Below are 17,387 nucleotides of genomic sequence, written 5' to 3' on the forward strand. Positions count from 1 at the left end.
GATTATGAATAATCAAGGCACACTGCTTGTTGTTTCAGGATTTTCCGGAGCAGGTAAAGGCACAGTGATAAAAGAGCTTTTAAAAGAGCATGATAATTATTCTTTATCAATATCTGCAACTACAAGGAAGCCGAGAGAAGGCGAGCAGGATGGCAGAGAATATTTCTTCAAGACAAAAGAGGAGTTTGAAGATATGATTAGCAGGGGCAGATTCCTTGAACATGCCCAGTATGTTAATAATTATTACGGAACTCCAAGAGATTATGTTGAGGAGCAGATAAAAGCAAACAGGAATGTGATTCTTGAGATAGAAAGTGTTGGTGCACTTAATGTTAAGAAGATATTTCCTGAGGCAGTTCTTGTTTTCATAACACCACCTGATGCCGATGAACTTGAGAAGAGACTCAGAGGCAGAGGAACAGAAGATGAAGAGACAATAATTGCAAGATTAAGAAAAGCTGCCAAAGAATCAGAAGGTGTTGAAAAATATGATTATATAGTTATCAATGATACAGTTAAAGAATGTGCTGTATGCATTGATGATATTACGCACAGAAAAGAAGATGTACTTGCAGAGTGCAGTGCGGACAATGCTGATAACATTAAGGTAATTAACCAGATAAGACAAGATTTAAAAAAATATTAATTTAAGGAGAGTTATATATGTTACATCCATCATATTCAGAATTAATGGAAGCTGTAAACAGCAGAGCAGAAGAAGGAGAACAGGCAGTAGTACAGAGCCGCTACTCAATTGTCAAGGCGACAGCAGAGAGAGCAAAGCAGATTATAGATGCAAGATATCTTGAGGAAAAGTATGACAAGATTACAATTCCTGATAAAGACGGTAAGGACAGAGCACCTAAGAAGACTCCGGAAGACAGAAGAAAGATTTTCATGGGTAAAGAGCTCATTGATAATGCAGAAGATATGAAACCATTATCTGTTGCAGTTAAGGAATTATACGAAGGAAAGATTAAGATTGTTGATAATACTTCAGCAGACGAAGATTAATTGATAAAGGCTCAGCCATGCAACAGATTCTGCATGGCTGTTTTTTTCTGAAAAGAGATACAGGAGGCAGTGTTGAGCGGAAAATATATCGAAGAAGATAAAACAATAACATGTTCTGTAAGCAATGACTGTGGCGGATGCTGTTATACAAAAGTTCCATATGATAAAACTTTAAGTTTAAAACAAAAACATGTTACGGAACTTTTTAGAGGTGTTGCAGAATGTGAAAAGATAACAGGAATGTACAGACCAGTCTGTTATCGCAATAAAGTTCATGCTGCAGTTGGAACCAACAGGGACGGCAGAATAATTACAGGTACATATAAAGAAGGCACACATAAAATAATTCCGGTTGACGGATGTATGATAGAAGATGCCCAGTCGGAAAATATTTTAAAAGAATTGAGAAGATTATTTCAGTCATTTAAGTATCAGCCTTATAATGAAGATACGAAACGTGGATTTATAAGACATGTTCTTATCAGAAGAGGATTTTCAACGGATGAGACGATGGTTGTCCTTGTAACAGGACAGGTGCAGTTTCCGTCAAAAAATGCTTTTATAAAAGAATTATTAAAAGCATGCCCGTCTGTGACGACGATAGTTCAGAATATTAATAATATGTCAACAAGCATGGTGCTTGGAAAAAGAAATATTGTCATCTATGGAAAGGGATATATTGAAGATGTACTCTGCTCTAACAGGTTCAGAATAAGTCCTGATTCATTTTACCAGATAAATGTCAAACAGACAGAAAAACTCTATAAAGCAGCGATAAAGGCAGCCGGGATAAATAAAAATGATACAGTTGTTGATGCATATTGCGGAATAGGAACAATTGGAATAACAGCTGCAAAGTATGCAGGAAATGTTATCGGCATAGAACTTAATCCGAAAGCGGTCGAGGATGCACAGGTTAATGCACAGATCAATAATATAAAAAATATAAGATTTTTTGAGGGTGATGCAGGTGATTTCCTTGTTGAATATGCCCGGAATAAAAAAGCAGATGTTGTAATCATGGACCCTCCAAGAAGTGGTTCTGATGAAGCATTTCTTAAATCTCTTATAAAGATAAAGCCAAGAAGTGTAGTATATATTTCTTGTAATCCTGATACACAGATAAGAGATGTAAAGATTCTTGAGAAAGGCGGATATAAGGCAGAAAAATGTATGCCATTTGATTTATTTCCATATACGGAGCATATTGAAAATATCTGTGTTTTAAAGAGAGGAAAATAGCAGTGGAAGAGAATAATATACAGGAAGAAGAAGTAAAGACAGAAATAAAACAGGAAAATAATCAAGATGATGAAATAGAAATTCTTGAAGTTGAAGAGGTTAAAGAAAAAAAGGATTTTTCCAATGTTTTGTCTGGGATTTTTAAAAATAAAAAAATACTTACGGCGGCAGGAATCGTTGCTGTTGTTATTGTTGCAGCTGTTATCTGTGTGGTTATTTCAGTAAATAAAAGAGGCACAAAACAGACGCTGGCTGTTGAAGAGACGACAACACAGGCTGAGACTGTAACGCAGGAACAGACTACAGAAGAACCAAAAAAGCTTGAAAATCTCATGCTTGAAGCAAATGCAGATGAGAGTTCAATAACAGCTCATTTTGTCAATGAATCAGGAGAAGCTGTGACAGGACATAATTTTGCAGTACGTCTTTTAAGCGGAAGCATTGAAGAAAATCAGGAAAAAGTTGATAAACTTAAAAATGATAAAAAGAGCGGCACAGATAATCTTAAAGAAAGTACGGCAGTACAGACACAGGAAAATGGCAGCCAGTCAGAAGATGTAGTTGCACAGACCGGTGCAACAGAGTATGAAGATAATAATCAGGATGGAGAAGTTGTTATAACTGACCTGAATGAGGGAACATATACGCTTGTTGCAAAGGCATATGAGGGATTCGCACTTCCTGATGCTGCGGAAGTTTCACTTGTAAAATATACAGTTATAGAAAATATTCTTGAAAGTGTTGTATATGAAGATGAAAGCACAATTAAAGAAGATCCGGAGAATGGCAGGGATGATGAGCCGGAAGACGAGCCGGTAACGCCGAATGGCTCAATTGTGATAACACCGCCATCGTATTCGGATGATAATAATGGTGTGGTTTCTCATATAAAAACACAGAATGATTCATATGTTTATGAGACAAAAAATGTAAGCACGGCATTATTTTCCGATTCTGATATTGCATCATATGAAAAAGCAGCATGTTTTATAGAAAATAATGATGAAATAAAAGAATATGAAGGACTGGTAAAAGAAAGAACAACAGTTTCTGTTACAGATGGTGATAAAAGTGTTATAAGTACATTTCTTGTAAAGAGTGATAAAAAACAGGAATCACAGACAACAGCTGAAAAAGAGACACAAACAGCATCAGACGGGAAATTGTATGATGTCTATACTCTTTCACCGGTTCTTGTAAAAGAATATGGCGATGGCTGGCATAATATTGGCGGAAACAGATATTATTACAGGGGTTCACAGCGTGTGACAGGCTGGCAGAATATAGATGGATTGCAATATTATTTTGACGGAAATGGTAAACTTTCATCATGTACAATGATAGATGTTTCGACGTATAATGGAGATATTGACTGGAATGCAGTCAAAGCAGCCGGAGTTGATTATGCAATTATCCGTGTGGGTTACAGAGGATATGGAACTGCAAGACTTGTACAGGACAGGCGTTTTGAACAGAATATGCGTGGTGCAATAAATGCAGGAATCCGTGTCGGTGCATATATTGTCACACAGGCGGTAAATACTGAAGAAGCTGTCGAAGAGGCGAGCTTTATAGTAGAAAAATGCCGTGGATACAATGTGACACTTCCACTTGCAATTGATGTAGAATGGGCAGGAAACAGTTATGAAGAAGGAAGAGCCAATTCAATATCTGCTTCAACAAGAACAGATGTAATAAATGCATTTGCAAGAACGGTAATGAACAGCGGATATGCAGCTATGGCATATGCAAATAAAGACTGGTTTGAAAATAAAATATATTCAGGTAATCTGCTTTCATCATGCAAAATATGGCTGGCACAGTATAGAAATACTGAATATACATATGGCGGACGTGTAAATATGTGGCAGTATACAAGCAAAGGCAGAGTTGACGGAATAAACGGAGACGTTGATATAAGTGCATGGGTATATTGATAAAAGATTTAAAAGAATGGAGATTAATACATGAAAATAATGTTTGTGTCCTTAGGGTGTGATAAAAACCTTGTAGATACAGAAAATATGCTTGGTATTTTAAGAAACAGAGGATTTGAATTTACTGATGATGAATATGAAGCTGATGTAATAGCAATAAACACATGCTGTTTTATACATGATGCAAAACAGGAAAGCATTGATACAATTCTTGAGATGGCTGAGCATAAAAAAGACGGAAAATGTAAGGCACTTATTGTTTCCGGATGTCTTGCACACCGTTATCATGATGAAATAGAAAAAGAAATCCCTGAGGTCGATGCTCTTCTTGGAACAGCTTCATATGATAAAATTGCAGAAGTTGTATTATCAGTTCTTGAAGGCAAGGGATACAGCTGTATAGATGATGCGGACAGACTTGTAATGACGAAGGATGAAAGAATAATAACTACAGGCGGTTATTATGAATATTTAAAGATTGCAGAAGGATGTGATAAGCATTGCACATACTGCATTATTCCAAAGGTGCGTGGCAATTACAGGAGCTATCCAATGGAATATCTTGTTAAGCAGGCTGAACAACTTGCTGAAAAAGGCGTTAAGGAACTCATACTTGTCGCACAGGAGACAACGGTTTACGGTGTTGACATTTATGGTAAAAAAATGCTTGCAGAGCTTGTAAAAAAACTTGCTGCAATTAAGGATATTGCATGGATAAGAATACTTTACTGCTATCCTGAAGAAATAGATGACGCTCTTATTGAAGTTATCAAAAATGAGCCAAAAGTATGCCATTATCTGGATATGCCGATACAGCATGCCAGTGACAGCATTTTGAAGAAAATGGGCAGAAGAACAACAAAGCAGGAACTTAAAGATGTAATAAATAAACTCCGTGAAAATATACCTGATATTGCACTCCGCACAACACTTATAACAGGATTTCCCGGCGAAACACAAAAAGACCATGAGGAAATGCTTGATTTTGTTGATGAGATGGAATTTGACAGGCTTGGAGTATTTACATATTCACCTGAAGAGGATACGCCGGCAGCAGTTATGCCAGACCAGATTGATGAAGAAGTGAAAGAGCAAAGAAGAGATGCAGTCATGGAACTACAGCAGGAAGTTTCGCTCGACAAGTCGGAAGAAATGGTGGGAAAAGTTATAGACTGTCTTATAGAAGGCAAGATTGAAGATGATGATACTTATGTAGGCCGTTCATATAAAGATGCACCTAATGTGGATGGATTTGTTTTTGTAAAAACAGATGCTAATCTTATGTCGGGTGATATAGTTAAAGTACGTATTGACGGTGCAATGGAATACGATTTGATAGGTAGTCTGTGTGATTAGGCATGGAAGAATGGAGGAATATATGAATCTGCCAAATAAACTTACAATTCTTAGAACAATATTAATACCTTTTTTTCTGATATTTATATATACAGATTTCTGGGGAAAAGGAAATGCTTATATAGCAGTTGCAATATTTATAATAGCAAGTCTTACTGATTTATTAGATGGAAAAATAGCAAGAAAATATAATCTGGTGACCAATTTCGGTAAATTTATGGATCCGCTTGCAGATAAACTTCTTGTCTGCTCTGCACTTATCGCACTTGCTGACCTTGGAAAACTTGCAGGATGGATTGTCATTGTTATTATAGCAAGAGAATTTATAATAAGCGGATTCAGGCTTGTTGCTTCTGATAATGGAGTTGTAATTGCTGCAAGCTATTGGGGAAAGTTCAAGACAACATTTCAGATGATAATGATAATTCTTCTTGTTCTTGATCTGCCATTTAAATATATGAACATAATAAACATGGCAGTTGTATATATTGCACTTGCACTTACAGTGATTTCGCTGATTGATTATATTGCAAAGAATTACAAGGTATTTATTGAAGGTTCATCAAAATAAAACGGAAAGTTTTATCTGAAGGGAGCAGCATTTATGGAATTAAGAAATAATGGTCTTCTTGAAAAGCATGTTGTTGATGTTTTAAAAGAAAAAAAACTTACTATAACAACGGCAGAATCATGTACAGGTGGGATGATTTCGTCAAGGATTGTGAATGTTCCGGGAGCTTCGGCAGTGTTGAAACAGGCTTATGTAACATATTGTGATGAAGCAAAACATACAGTGCTTGGTGTAAAAAAAGAAACGCTGGAAAAATATTATGCTGTGAGCAGCCAGACTGCATGTGAGATGGCAGAAGGCGGTGCAAAGGCAGCTGGAGCAGATGTATGCGTGTCTGTTACAGGCGTAGCAGGACCGGATACAGAGGATGGAAAACCTGTTGGCTGTGTTTTTATCGGCTGTTTTTATAACGGAAATGTTACTGTTAAGGAATATTCATTTAAAGGAAACCGTATGGAAATACGTTCACAGGCAGCAGATGAGGCTTTAAAACTTGTTCTTAATGTTGTAAAATAAATTGCCTGATGATAAAGTATCAGTGATTGGTATGTTTTTACTAATTGCTGATATTTTTAATTTATTAATTAAAAAATAACTTTACAAATAAAATACAGTGTGATATACTCATACTATAAATTAATATTAATTATGTAAATAAGAACAAATATTCGCTTTATACTTGACATCAGCTGGACAATAATATATTATATATTTTACGAACAGGTGTTCATGATGTGCATGTATAAGAATATGTGCTAAGGAGAGGAGAAGTATGGTTAAAGAAGAAAAGATTAAGGCACTTGATGCCGCACTTGCAAATATTGAAAAACAGTTTGGTAAAGGCTCAGTTATGAAGCTTGGTGAGTCTAATTATAATCTTAATGTAGAGACAGTTCCAACAGGCTCATTAAGCCTTGATATAGCACTTGGACTCGGCGGTGTTCCAAAGGGAAGAATTGTTGAGATATATGGTCCTGAATCAAGTGGTAAGACAACAGTTGCACTTCATATGGTTGCAGAAGTACAGAAACGTGGCGGTATAGCGGGATTTATAGATGCAGAGCATGCCCTTGACCCTGTATATGCCAAGAACATAGGCGTTGATATTGATAATCTTTATATATCACAGCCTGACAGTGGTGAACAGGCACTTGAGATAACAGAGACAATGGTGCGTTCAGGAGCTGTTGATATTATTATTGTCGATTCTGTTGCAGCACTTGTTCCTAAGGCAGAGATAGACGGCGATATGGGTGATTCACATGTTGGTCTTCAGGCAAGACTTATGTCACAGGCGTTAAGAAAGCTTACACCGGTTGTAAGCAAGAGCAACTGTATTGTTATATTTATCAACCAGCTTCGTGAAAAAGTTGGAGTTATGTTTGGTAATCCTGAGACAACAACAGGCGGTCGGGCTTTGAAGTTTTATTCATCAGTAAGAATGGATGTAAGAAGAATTGAGACGCTCAAGCAGGGTGGCGAAGTTATTGGTAACAGAACAAGAGTTAAGGTTGTAAAGAATAAAGTGGCACCACCATTTAAGGAAGCAGAGTTTGATATTATGTTTGGCAAGGGAATATCTGTTGAGGGTGATATATTGGATCTTGCAGTAAGTATAGGACTTGTACAGAAGAGTGGTGCATGGTTTGCATATAATAATGAAAAGATTGGACAGGGACGTGAGAATGCCAAGAATTATCTTGCTGAACATCCTGAAGTTATGGAAGAACTTGACAAAAAAGTAAGGGAACATTATTTTAGCAAAGATAACGAAGAATCAGTAGAGAATGCAGAGCAGAGCACGTCTGAAGATGCAAAAGGGGTGCCGGCAAAGAAAAAGGCAGCAGCTAAAGAAGAATAATTGATATGGAATATTTCGTTACATCAATAAAAGAGATTACTTCAAGAAGAAGAGCTGTATATGTTGATTATGAACATGTTTTTGCATTGTATGCCGGAGAGTTAAGGAAGTTTGGCATTAAAGAGCAGTCCTATATAAGTGAAGATGTATATGACGAGATAATGACAGTTTTATCTAAACGTGCAGTTATCAGGGGGATGAATCTGTTAAAGAATAAAGATTATACGAGAGCAGAATTTATTAAAAAACTGAAAGACGGATATTATCCTGATAAAGCAGTTGATGCTGCATTGGAATATATTGACAGATATGGTTATATAGATGATGACAGATATGCAAGAAATTATGTAGCATTTAAAGCTCCTGTCAAAAGCAGGCGTATAATAGAACAGAAGCTTAAAGAGAAAGGCGTTTCCGCTGATATAATTGCATGTGTATGTGATGAGTATTACAGTGATAATGGTGAGTGTGAACTGAATCAGGTTGTTAGTCTTATTGAAAAGAGAACATCTAAGACAGATATAAGCAGAATGGATTACAATGAAAGACAGAAGCTTATGGCATATCTTTACCGACGTGGATTTAACTTTGATATTATTAATAAGGCTATTGATAAAGTATGTGATAATTGCATGTGAAACTTATCGGACAAGCGTAAATTTCTTGACAATAAAGCAAAATGAGTATAATATTAATATGTTGTATTGCTTGTACAATGAAAACTAAATAAGGAGGTGCTCCTGTGCTGGTTATTATCGCTATAATTGCAACATTGGTTATAGTCGCACCTATTACATGGTTTATTTCTGGTAAAGTTATCCAGAAGGCAAATGATGCCAAGATTGGTAATGCCAATGAAAGAGCCAGAGAAATAATAGATGAAGCATTAAAAACAGCCGAGACAACTAAGAAAGAAGCACTCTTGGAAATTAAAGAAGAATCTTTGAAAAACAAGAATGAACTTGAAAAGGAGACCAAAGAAAGAAGAGCTGAAGTACAGAAGTATGAAAGAAGAGTTCTTTCTAAGGAAGAATCCCTTGACAAGAAAATTGAAGCTGTCGAAAAGCGTGACTTGAGCATTACCAAGAAAGAAGAAGAACTTGGTAAAATGAAGCAAAAAGTTGATGAACTTGAACAGAAGAGACAACAGGAACTTGAAAGAATCTCAGGTTTAACCTCCGAACAGGCAAAAGAATATCTATTAAAGACTGTTGAAGATGATGTAAAACATGAAACTGCTGTAATGATTAAAGCATATGAAAGCAGAGCAAAAGAAGAAGCAGATAAGAAAGCAAAGGATTATGTGGTAACAGCTATCCAGAGATGTGCCGCAGATCATGTTGCAGAGACTACAATTTCTGTAGTACAGCTTCCTAATGACGAGATGAAGGGTAGAATTATCGGTCGTGAAGGCCGTAATATCCGTACTCTTGAGACACTTACAGGTGTGGAACTTATTATTGATGATACTCCTGAAGCTGTCGTTTTGTCAGGCTTTGATCCAATCAGACGTGAAATCGCAAGAATAGCGCTTGAGAAACTCATTGTTGACGGACGTATTCATCCGGCAAGAATTGAAGAGATGGTTGAGAAGGCTCAGAAAGAAGTAGAAGTTTTAATTAAAGAAGAAGGTGAAGCCGCAACTCTTGAAGTTGGTGTTCATGGTATTCATCCGGAGCTTGTAAGACTCCTTGGAAGAATGCGTTTCAGAACAAGTTATGGTCAGAATGCGTTAAAACATTCAATTGAAGTAGCACAGCTTTCCGGCCTTTTGGCAGGAGAGATTGGTTGTGATATCAAGCTTGCAAAACGTGCAGGATTGCTTCATGATATTGGTAAATCAATTGACCATGAAATAGAAGGTTCTCACGTTCAAATCGGTGTTGATTTATGTAGAAAGTATAAAGAATCGCCGACTGTTATTAATGCAGTAGCATCACATCATGGTGACGTCGAGCCAGAGAGCTTAATTGCTTGTATTGTTCAGGCTGCTGATACAATTTCAGCTGCAAGACCAGGTGCAAGACGTGAGACGTTAGAAACTTACACAAACAGACTTAAACAATTAGAAGATATTACCAATTCCTTTAAGGGAGTTGAGAAATCATTTGCCATTCAGGCTGGTAGAGAGATTCGAGTTATGGTCATTCCTGAAGTTGTTAGTGATTCGGATATGGTACTTATGGCAAGAGATATTTCAAAACAGATTGAGAGTCAGATGGAATATCCAGGACAGATTAAGGTCAGCGTTATTCGTGAGTCACGAGTTGTTGATTATGCCAAATAGAATGATTAGAGTTCATAGAACACCTGTGGGTATTGCCCGCAGGTGTTTTTTGTGTGCATATGTCAGCTGGAAAAAGTATATGTAAAACAAGAGACTGTTACTAAAATTAAGCCAAATGCAAAAAATACTTAATAATATAAAAAAAATACAAAGATAAATTAAAATTTTTAGTTTTGCTATTGCCTTTTTTGACGATTTATTGTATCATATCCAAAGTTTAATAAAAAGCAGGAGGTTTGGCTATGCAATATTGCGAAATGAGCAAAGAAGAATTATTAAAACTTAAAGAAGAATTGGACGAGACATATAAAGAGGCACAGTCTAAAGGTCTTAGTCTTAATATGTCAAGAGGTAAGCCGTCAGCAACACAGCTTAATATTACTATGGATATGCTTGATACTATTAACAGTTCTTCAGATATGAAGTCAGAAGATGGAACAGATTGCAGAAACTACGGTGTTCTCGATGGTATTCCGGAAGCTAAGAAGCTTATGGCAGATATAATGGGAACAACTCCTGAACATGTGATAATATATGGCAATGCAAGTCTTAATATTATGTATGACCAGGTTTCAAGAGCATATACACATGGTTTGCTTGGAAATACTCCATGGTGCAAGCTTGATAAGGTTAAATTCCTTTGTCCTGTACCTGGTTATGACAGACATTTTGCTATTACCGAACATTTTGGTATCGAAATGATTAACATTCCAATGTCAGAAAATGGTCCTGATATGGATATGATAGAAAAATATGTAAATAATGATGAATCTGTTAAAGGTATATGGTGTGTTCCTAAGTATTCAAACCCTCAGGGCTACACATATTCAGATGAGACAGTTAAGAGATTTGCAGCATTAAAGCCGGCTGCAAAAGATTTCAGAATATTCTGGGATAATGCATATGTAATTCACCATCTTTATGAAGATAAGCAGGATGAAATTCTTGATATTATATCAGAATGTGAAAAAGCAGGAAATCCTGATATGGTATTTGAATTTGCTTCAACATCAAAAGTAAGCTTTCCTGGTTCGGGAATGGCTGCACTTGCTTCATCTGAGGCGAATGTTGCTGATATTAAGAAACAGCTTACAATACAGACAATCGGTCATGATAAGATTAATCAGTTAAGACATGTAAGATATTTTAAGAATCTTGAAGGCGTAAAGGCTCATATGATGAAGCATGCTGCACAGATGAGACCAAAATTTGAGGCAACACTTAAAGTCCTTAAAGAAGAACTTACTGGACTTGGTATCGGTACATGGTCAGAGCCACGCGGTGGTTACTTTATTTCATTTGATGCTATGGAGGGCTGTGCAAAGGCAATCGTTGCAAAATGTAAAGATGCCGGAGTTGTACTTACAAATGCAGGTGCAACATTCCCATATGGAAAAGACCCTAAAGACAGCAATATCCGTATTGCACCATCATTCCCAACACCTGAGGAGATGGAACTTGCGTCAGATATATTTGTATTATGCGTAAAAATAGTAAGTATTGAAAAAATACTTGAAACAAAGTAAAATAAATTATAAGACAAACCCATTTCAGATATAATATTTGGAATGGGTTTATTTAAAATAAGTAAAAGGATGGAGAAGAGTATGAATACATTTGGATTTATCGGAATGGGTAATATGGGTTATGCTATGCTTAAAGGTGCACTTAATTCGTTTTCAAAAGAAGACATAATATTTACATGTCCAAGCAGTGACAGAAGAGAAAAAATAAGTGAAGAGACAGGCGTAAGATTTGCGGAGAGTAATGCTGAATGTGCAAACAATGCAAAATACATAATTCTGGCTGTAAAACCTCAGGTATATGATGTGGTTTTAAAAAATATACATGATATAGTTACAGAGGAAAGTATTGTAATATCGCTCGCACCCGGAATAACAATTACAGATATAAAAAGAAAACTTGGTGACAATATAAGAGTTGTGCGTGCAATGCCAAACACGCCTGCACTTGTCGGAGAGGGAATGACAGGGATAAGCTATAATACAGCAGAATTTTCATTTGAAGAAAGAGATATAATTGAAAAATTCTTTAATTCTTTCGGCAAAGTGGTAACTGTTCCGGAAAATCTTATGAGTGGAGTTGTATGTGCAAGCGGAAGTTCACCTGCATATGTATACATGTTTATAGAAGCACTTGCAGATGGTGCCGTAAAGTATGGAATACCGAGAAAAGATGCTTACAAGCTTGTTGCACAGACTGTACTTGGCTCGGCAAAAATGGTTCTTGAAACTGGTGAGCATCCTGGAAAATTAAAGGATAATGTATGCTCACCTGGAGGCACAACAATTAAGGGGGTTGCAGCTCTTGAAGAAAATGGATTCAGAAATGCACTTATAAAAGCGACAGATGCATGTTTTGAGGCATGTAACGGAGTAAAAAAATAATAAAAACAATAAATTTAGAGAATAGGGAATAAATATGGAACATATAAAAAGAGTCGGAAGAACATTAAAGCATAAAGGCTCAATATTATCATTTTATGAAGATGATATAATGACACCTGACGGAAATGTTGCAAAGTGGGATTTTATCGAGCACAGTGGTGCAGCTGCGGTTATTCCGGTGCTTGATGACGGAAGAATACTTCTTGTGAGACAGTTTCGTAATGCACTCGACAGAGAGACACTTGAAATTCCGGCAGGTGGAATAAATAAGGGCGAAGAGGCATATGCTGCGGCGATGCGTGAGCTTGAAGAAGAGACAGGATACAAGACAGACAGACTTACGCATCTTGTAAGCCTTGTGACAGCAGTTGCATTCTGTAATGAGATAATAGAAGTTTATACTGCAAAAAATCTCTGTAAAACACAGCAGCATCTTGATGAAGATGAATTTATTGATGTTGAAAGTTACACTGAAGATGAAATAACGGATATGATTTACAGCGGTAAAATACAGGATTCAAAAACTATTGCTGCAATTATGGCATATATAAATAAAACGAAACATACAATGCAATAAATAAAACAAAAAAGGCCAGGCTGTGAAGGCATCATTATTAATAAGAAGATACAGGTTTATTTTATTTATTTTTGCCGGGATGATTGTTGGAACGGTATTGTTTAACATATTTATAAAATTAAAAATAACAAACGCAGATTTACTTGGAAATGATTATCTTGCAATATATGATTCGGTGAGAATAAATGGAATAACAGTGTGGAAATATGTGTTAAAATCACGTATGAAATGGCTGGTATTTCTTGTACTTGCAGGAATAACAAAGATAAGAATTCCGATTTATGCATTATTTACAATGGCGGCCGGAGCCGGAAGCGGAATACTTATAAGCATAATGGTTTTAAAATATGGGCTTATGGGTATTGCTGTATTTTTGATTTCAATATTTCCGCAGTTTATCTTTTATGGAATAATGTATGTTCTTATGTTAAAAATATTTATCGAGAGTACGGGATTGGTAGGAATGAGAAAAAATCTTATTCTTGCAGGAATTGTAATTGCTATGTTTGTAGCAGGTACATATATGGAGGCTTTTTTGAATCCTATAGCATTAAAAAAAATGTATATGCTGATTTTTTAAGATTAAATAAGGCAAAAAAGGCGGCGTTTTTCTTTCCTTTTGGAAAGTTGAAAATGCCGCCTTTTTCTGTCTTTATTTATACAAGCTCTGCTATTTCGTATAAAAGCTTTTCTGATTCGTCCCATCCAAGACATGGGTCAGTGATAGACTTTCCATATACACCGTCGCCGACTTTCTGGCAGCCCGGTTCAATGTAACTTTCAATCATAACACCTTTGATGAGCTTCTTTACGTCTGATGAATGTTTCATGCTGTGAAGGATTTCTTTAGTGATACGAATCTGTTCCTGATATATCTTTCCTGAGTTGCTGTGGTTTGCATCTACAACGCATGCCGGATTCATCAAATCGCGGGCATTATACATATTGACAAGACGCATCAGATCTTCGTAGTGATAGTTAGGAATGTTCTGACCATGTTTATTAACGGCACCACGCAGAATTGTATGTGCGAGTGGATTGCCGGGTGTTGCAACTTCCCAGTTTCTGTAGATAAATGTCTGTTTTGCCTGTGCAGCAACAACAGAATTAAGCATTACAGAAAAATCACCGCTTGTAGGGTTTTTCATTCCGGCAGGAACATCCATGCCGCTTACAGTAAGTCTGTGCTGCTGGTCTTCAACAGAACGGGCACCGACTGCGACATAAGATAGAACATCTGCAAGAAACCAGTAATTCTCAGGGTAGAGCATCTCATCTGCAGGCATAAGTTCTGTTTCTTCCATGACTCTTATGTGCATCTTGCGGATTGCTACAAGCCCTGCAAGCAAATCAGGCTTCTTTTCAGGGTCAGGCTGATGTAACATGCCCTTGTAACCTGTGCCTGTTGTACGTGGCTTATTTGTGTATACACGAGGAATAATAATAACTTTATCCTTGATTTTTTCCTGAACTTTTTTAAGGCGGAGTGTATAATCAAGAACGGCATCTTCGTTATCTGCCGAACATGGACCTATAATTGCAAGAAATTTATCTGATTTTCCAGTTATAACATCAGCGATTTCCTTGTCACGCTCAGCTTTTAATGCAGCTGTTTTTTCAGGGACAGGAAATTCGGCTTTAATCTCCGTAGGAGAAGGAAGTTTTCTTATAAATTCAAAACTCATTTTTTACCTCATTTCTGCGATTTTCGCTTTTGCATCAGCTTAGAATTATAATATAAATATTAAAAAATGTAAACCCGGGCATAAATAATTACTTCTTTATATAAAGAAGTTGTTGTCATATTCCACGTCTGTAAGAAAAAGTGCGTTGGATGGAAGAGTGACGCCAGCATTGCTGCGAATTCTGCTTTCCATAGCCTGTTTTATATCGTCGTATGTAAACTGTCCGTAGCCTGCCTGTAAAAGAGTTCCGGCAATAATGCGTACCATATTATATAAAAATCCGTCCCCTGTAAAATCAATACGCATAATATCCGTGTTTTCAATTATTGAAATATTAATATCACTGATTGTTCTTACATGGGATTTATCAGGTGATTTGTCAGTTGTAAATGCTGAAAAATCATGAGTTCCTATAAAAATACGGGAGCACTTTTTCATGAATTCAATATCAGGAGAACTGCACATGCTTGGTTTTATATTTAAAGGCGGCATACAAGGAGTGTATACAAATCTGTGATAAAAAACATCGGGCTTGTCAGAAAGACTTACAAAATAAGAATAAGTTTTGCTCAAAGCACTTTTTCTGCTGTGAAAATCATCACGCACACGGCAGATACTTGTTATTCTTACGGAATCGCACAGTTTGCGGTTTATTTCTTTTGGAAAATTCTTTAAATCAAGATTTTTATTGCAGAAAAAATCAGCGGTCTGGCAGGTGGCATGTACGCCCGAATCGGTACGTCCGCTTGCACGGATATTAATATCTTCACCTGTGAACTTACTTAATTCATAATTCAGAAGTCCCTGAATTGTGATTAACGGATTGTCGGGCTGAAGCTGCCAGCCGTTGAAGGAAGAACCGTCATAGGAAACGGTAATCATATAGTGAAACATCCAAAACTCCTTTTTTGGTAAAATTATCTAAAAACAAATATCTAAAGTAATTATAGAACAAAAATAATAAACGGGCAATAGTATGATTTTGCAAAGGTTTGAGAATATAAAGAAAAAATACAAAAAAATTGAAAATTGTATATAATTCACAAAAAATATCAGATTGATATAATGATATTGAAAAAAATGTAGAAAAATGTTATTATCTGAAATGTAAAGACTACGTGATTGTGGTGGGATATATTTAACGAATAAGCAGGAGATGCTTATTCTAAACAGCTATAGAACTCTATGCAAATAGGGATTTATATATAAAAATTAAATAAGGAGAGGTTGTGCGTATGGTAATAAGAAAAAGAATGCGTATAGCAGCTGCAGTACTGGTTATGTGTACTATGGCAGGATGTTCATTGTTTCCGGATGGAACAAGAGTAGTTGAAAAAGATGCGGGTGAAAGCACACAGCAGATTGATTATAACAGCGATCATATAAAGTCAACTGTCAGTGATGTGCTTGAGATTGATGCTGACGTGTACAGAACAGATAAAGAGTTCAAAAGTTATACGATTGATTATTCAGGTGTAGATTCAGCAACAGCAGATAAACATGCGGATGTGTTTGCACAGGATGGTAAAGAATTATCAGATCGTAAAGAAATATTGGACAAAACGACAGGAAATGTAAGAAATATCATGTATAAGTACAGTGACGGAAGCTCTTATACAGAGACTTTTAGTATGAAAATGTACACATCAAAGGATGCAAGTGACAGAAAGTATAATTTGTATGTGCGGTTAGAAAAAGATAAAAAAGATTATCTGCCGCTGGATGAACTTGAAGACTTTTCAAAAGAAGAAGCAGAAAAAAGAGCAAGACAGTATTGTGACAAGCTTGGAATAACCGGTGTAGGTGATGTGATAGAATATTTTGCCATGGATGCTTCGCATATGACAGAGATAATGAACAGGGAAGAGAATGTTCAAGATTTAAAGTATTCCGGTTCGTTAAAGAGTGATAATAAAGAAGAGATAACATGGAATAAAGAAGATGAAGTATATGATTTTTTGTTTTATAAAAATATTGAGGGAATACCTGTTGCCTGGGCGGGAGCCAAAAGCAATAATGTGAATTATTCCAATCCATGTTATGTAAGAGTGGTAGTGGGAAGAGATGATATTAAGTTAATAGCTGATAATTATACATATAATATTACATGTGGCGGCAGTCCGGAAAATAATCAATTATGTACACTGGAGGATGCTATTACTGCTTTTAATACAGATAATCAATATGCAGGCGGTATAATGAAAATGAAAATAACTGAAATACGGCAGGTATATTGTCCACTGGCGAAAGTTATGGATGATTATTACAGAGGAACAGAGGCGGTTACATATCCGGTATGGCAGATTACATATGAAGTCGAAAGTGCTACGGTAAAAGATGGAACGGCTTACAGAGGTGTTACAAAAAGTATATATATAATGAATACAACTTATAATATCATCAGGAAAATGAGTTCTCAAAGTTAAGTGAGTCACATGCGGTTTATGTG

The 17,387-nt window shown here is 36.3% G+C and carries 17 protein-coding genes; 15 read left to right on the plus strand and 2 right to left on the minus strand.

All coding sequences use genetic code 11. From position 1 onward, the window contains the following. The first annotated feature begins 4 nt into the window (after positions 1 to 4). The 14 genes from gmk to H8S01_RS08035 all read left to right on the plus strand — a co-directional run bounded on the left by gmk (position 5) and on the right by H8S01_RS08035 (position 13,833). Positions 5 to 646: a guanylate kinase gene (gene gmk / locus H8S01_RS07970; RefSeq protein WP_021866630.1), complete on the plus strand. Its 642-nt coding sequence runs from the start codon at positions 5 to 7 to the stop codon at positions 644 to 646. Positions 647 to 663: 17 nt separating this feature from the next. Beyond that, the gene (locus H8S01_RS07975) at positions 664 to 1,014 is read left to right on the plus strand and encodes a DNA-directed RNA polymerase subunit omega (protein ID WP_021866631.1); all 351 of its coding nucleotides are present in this window, start codon (positions 664 to 666) and stop codon (positions 1,012 to 1,014) included. A 69-nt stretch (positions 1,015 to 1,083) separates the two neighbouring features. Beyond that, positions 1,084 to 2,256: a 23S rRNA (uracil(1939)-C(5))-methyltransferase RlmD gene (rlmD, locus tag H8S01_RS07980; RefSeq protein WP_420323501.1), complete on the plus strand. Its 1,173-nt coding sequence runs from the start codon at positions 1,084 to 1,086 to the stop codon at positions 2,254 to 2,256. A gap of 2 nt (positions 2,257 to 2,258) precedes the next feature. Then, positions 2,259 to 4,193 carry a glycoside hydrolase family 25 protein gene (locus tag H8S01_RS14300; protein ID WP_186836851.1) on the plus strand — a complete coding sequence of 645 codons (1,935 nt, stop codon included), beginning with the start codon at positions 2,259 to 2,261 and terminating at the stop codon, positions 4,191 to 4,193. A gap of 30 nt (positions 4,194 to 4,223) precedes the next feature. Next, on the plus strand, positions 4,224 to 5,549 hold the full coding sequence (rimO, locus tag H8S01_RS07990; protein WP_186836852.1) for a 30S ribosomal protein S12 methylthiotransferase RimO: 1,326 nt from the start codon (positions 4,224 to 4,226) through the stop codon (positions 5,547 to 5,549). 22 nt (positions 5,550 to 5,571) lie between these two features. Continuing rightward, positions 5,572 to 6,120, plus strand: a complete 549-nt coding sequence (pgsA, locus tag H8S01_RS07995) for a CDP-diacylglycerol--glycerol-3-phosphate 3-phosphatidyltransferase (RefSeq protein ID WP_186836853.1) — start codon at positions 5,572 to 5,574, stop codon at positions 6,118 to 6,120. Positions 6,121 to 6,153: 33 nt separating this feature from the next. Continuing rightward, positions 6,154 to 6,636 (plus strand): CinA family protein, encoded by a 483-nt coding sequence (locus tag H8S01_RS08000; protein ID WP_021866636.1) that lies wholly within the window; start codon positions 6,154 to 6,156, stop codon positions 6,634 to 6,636. Positions 6,637 to 6,892: 256 nt separating this feature from the next. Continuing rightward, positions 6,893 to 7,981, plus strand: coding sequence for a recombinase RecA (gene recA, locus H8S01_RS08005; RefSeq protein WP_186836854.1), 1,089 nt, complete (start codon positions 6,893 to 6,895; stop codon positions 7,979 to 7,981). 5 nt (positions 7,982 to 7,986) lie between these two features. Beyond that, positions 7,987 to 8,619 (plus strand): regulatory protein RecX, encoded by a 633-nt coding sequence (locus H8S01_RS08010; protein WP_186836855.1) that lies wholly within the window; start codon positions 7,987 to 7,989, stop codon positions 8,617 to 8,619. 134 nt (positions 8,620 to 8,753) lie between these two features. Next, positions 8,754 to 10,268: a ribonuclease Y gene (gene rny, locus H8S01_RS08015; protein ID WP_420323503.1), complete on the plus strand. Its 1,515-nt coding sequence runs from the start codon at positions 8,754 to 8,756 to the stop codon at positions 10,266 to 10,268. 242 nt (positions 10,269 to 10,510) lie between these two features. After that, complete coding sequence (locus H8S01_RS08020; RefSeq protein WP_021866640.1) at positions 10,511 to 11,794, plus strand: aminotransferase class I/II-fold pyridoxal phosphate-dependent enzyme; 1,284 nt, start codon at positions 10,511 to 10,513, stop codon at positions 11,792 to 11,794. Between the two features lie 81 nt (positions 11,795 to 11,875). Next, positions 11,876 to 12,676, plus strand: a complete 801-nt coding sequence (gene proC, locus H8S01_RS08025) for a pyrroline-5-carboxylate reductase (protein ID WP_186836856.1) — start codon at positions 11,876 to 11,878, stop codon at positions 12,674 to 12,676. A 34-nt stretch (positions 12,677 to 12,710) separates the two neighbouring features. Beyond that, on the plus strand, positions 12,711 to 13,253 hold the full coding sequence (locus tag H8S01_RS08030; protein WP_021866642.1) for an NUDIX hydrolase: 543 nt from the start codon (positions 12,711 to 12,713) through the stop codon (positions 13,251 to 13,253). Positions 13,254 to 13,275: 22 nt separating this feature from the next. After that, positions 13,276 to 13,833 (plus strand): hypothetical protein, encoded by a 558-nt coding sequence (locus H8S01_RS08035; protein ID WP_186836857.1) that lies wholly within the window; start codon positions 13,276 to 13,278, stop codon positions 13,831 to 13,833. A 76-nt stretch (positions 13,834 to 13,909) separates the two neighbouring features. Here the strand turns inward: H8S01_RS08035 and H8S01_RS08040 are convergent, their stop codons facing one another. Beyond that, on the minus strand, positions 13,910 to 14,938 hold the full coding sequence (locus H8S01_RS08040; RefSeq protein ID WP_021866644.1) for a 3-deoxy-7-phosphoheptulonate synthase: 1,029 nt from the start codon (positions 14,936 to 14,938) through the stop codon (positions 13,910 to 13,912). Between the two features lie 96 nt (positions 14,939 to 15,034). Further along, positions 15,035 to 15,832, minus strand: a complete 798-nt coding sequence (truA, locus tag H8S01_RS08045) for a tRNA pseudouridine(38-40) synthase TruA (protein WP_186836858.1) — start codon at positions 15,830 to 15,832, stop codon at positions 15,035 to 15,037. Between the two features lie 341 nt (positions 15,833 to 16,173). On the opposite strand from truA, the gene H8S01_RS08050 reads away from it, so the two are divergent. Next, the gene (locus tag H8S01_RS08050; protein ID WP_186836859.1) at positions 16,174 to 17,364 is read left to right on the plus strand and encodes a hypothetical protein; all 1,191 of its coding nucleotides are present in this window, start codon (positions 16,174 to 16,176) and stop codon (positions 17,362 to 17,364) included. Positions 17,365 to 17,387: the final 23 nt, after the last annotated feature.

The sequence above is a fragment of the Lachnospira hominis (ex Liu et al. 2021) genome (assembly GCF_014287955.1).
Taxonomy (GTDB): domain Bacteria; phylum Bacillota; class Clostridia; order Lachnospirales; family Lachnospiraceae; genus Lachnospira; species Lachnospira hominis.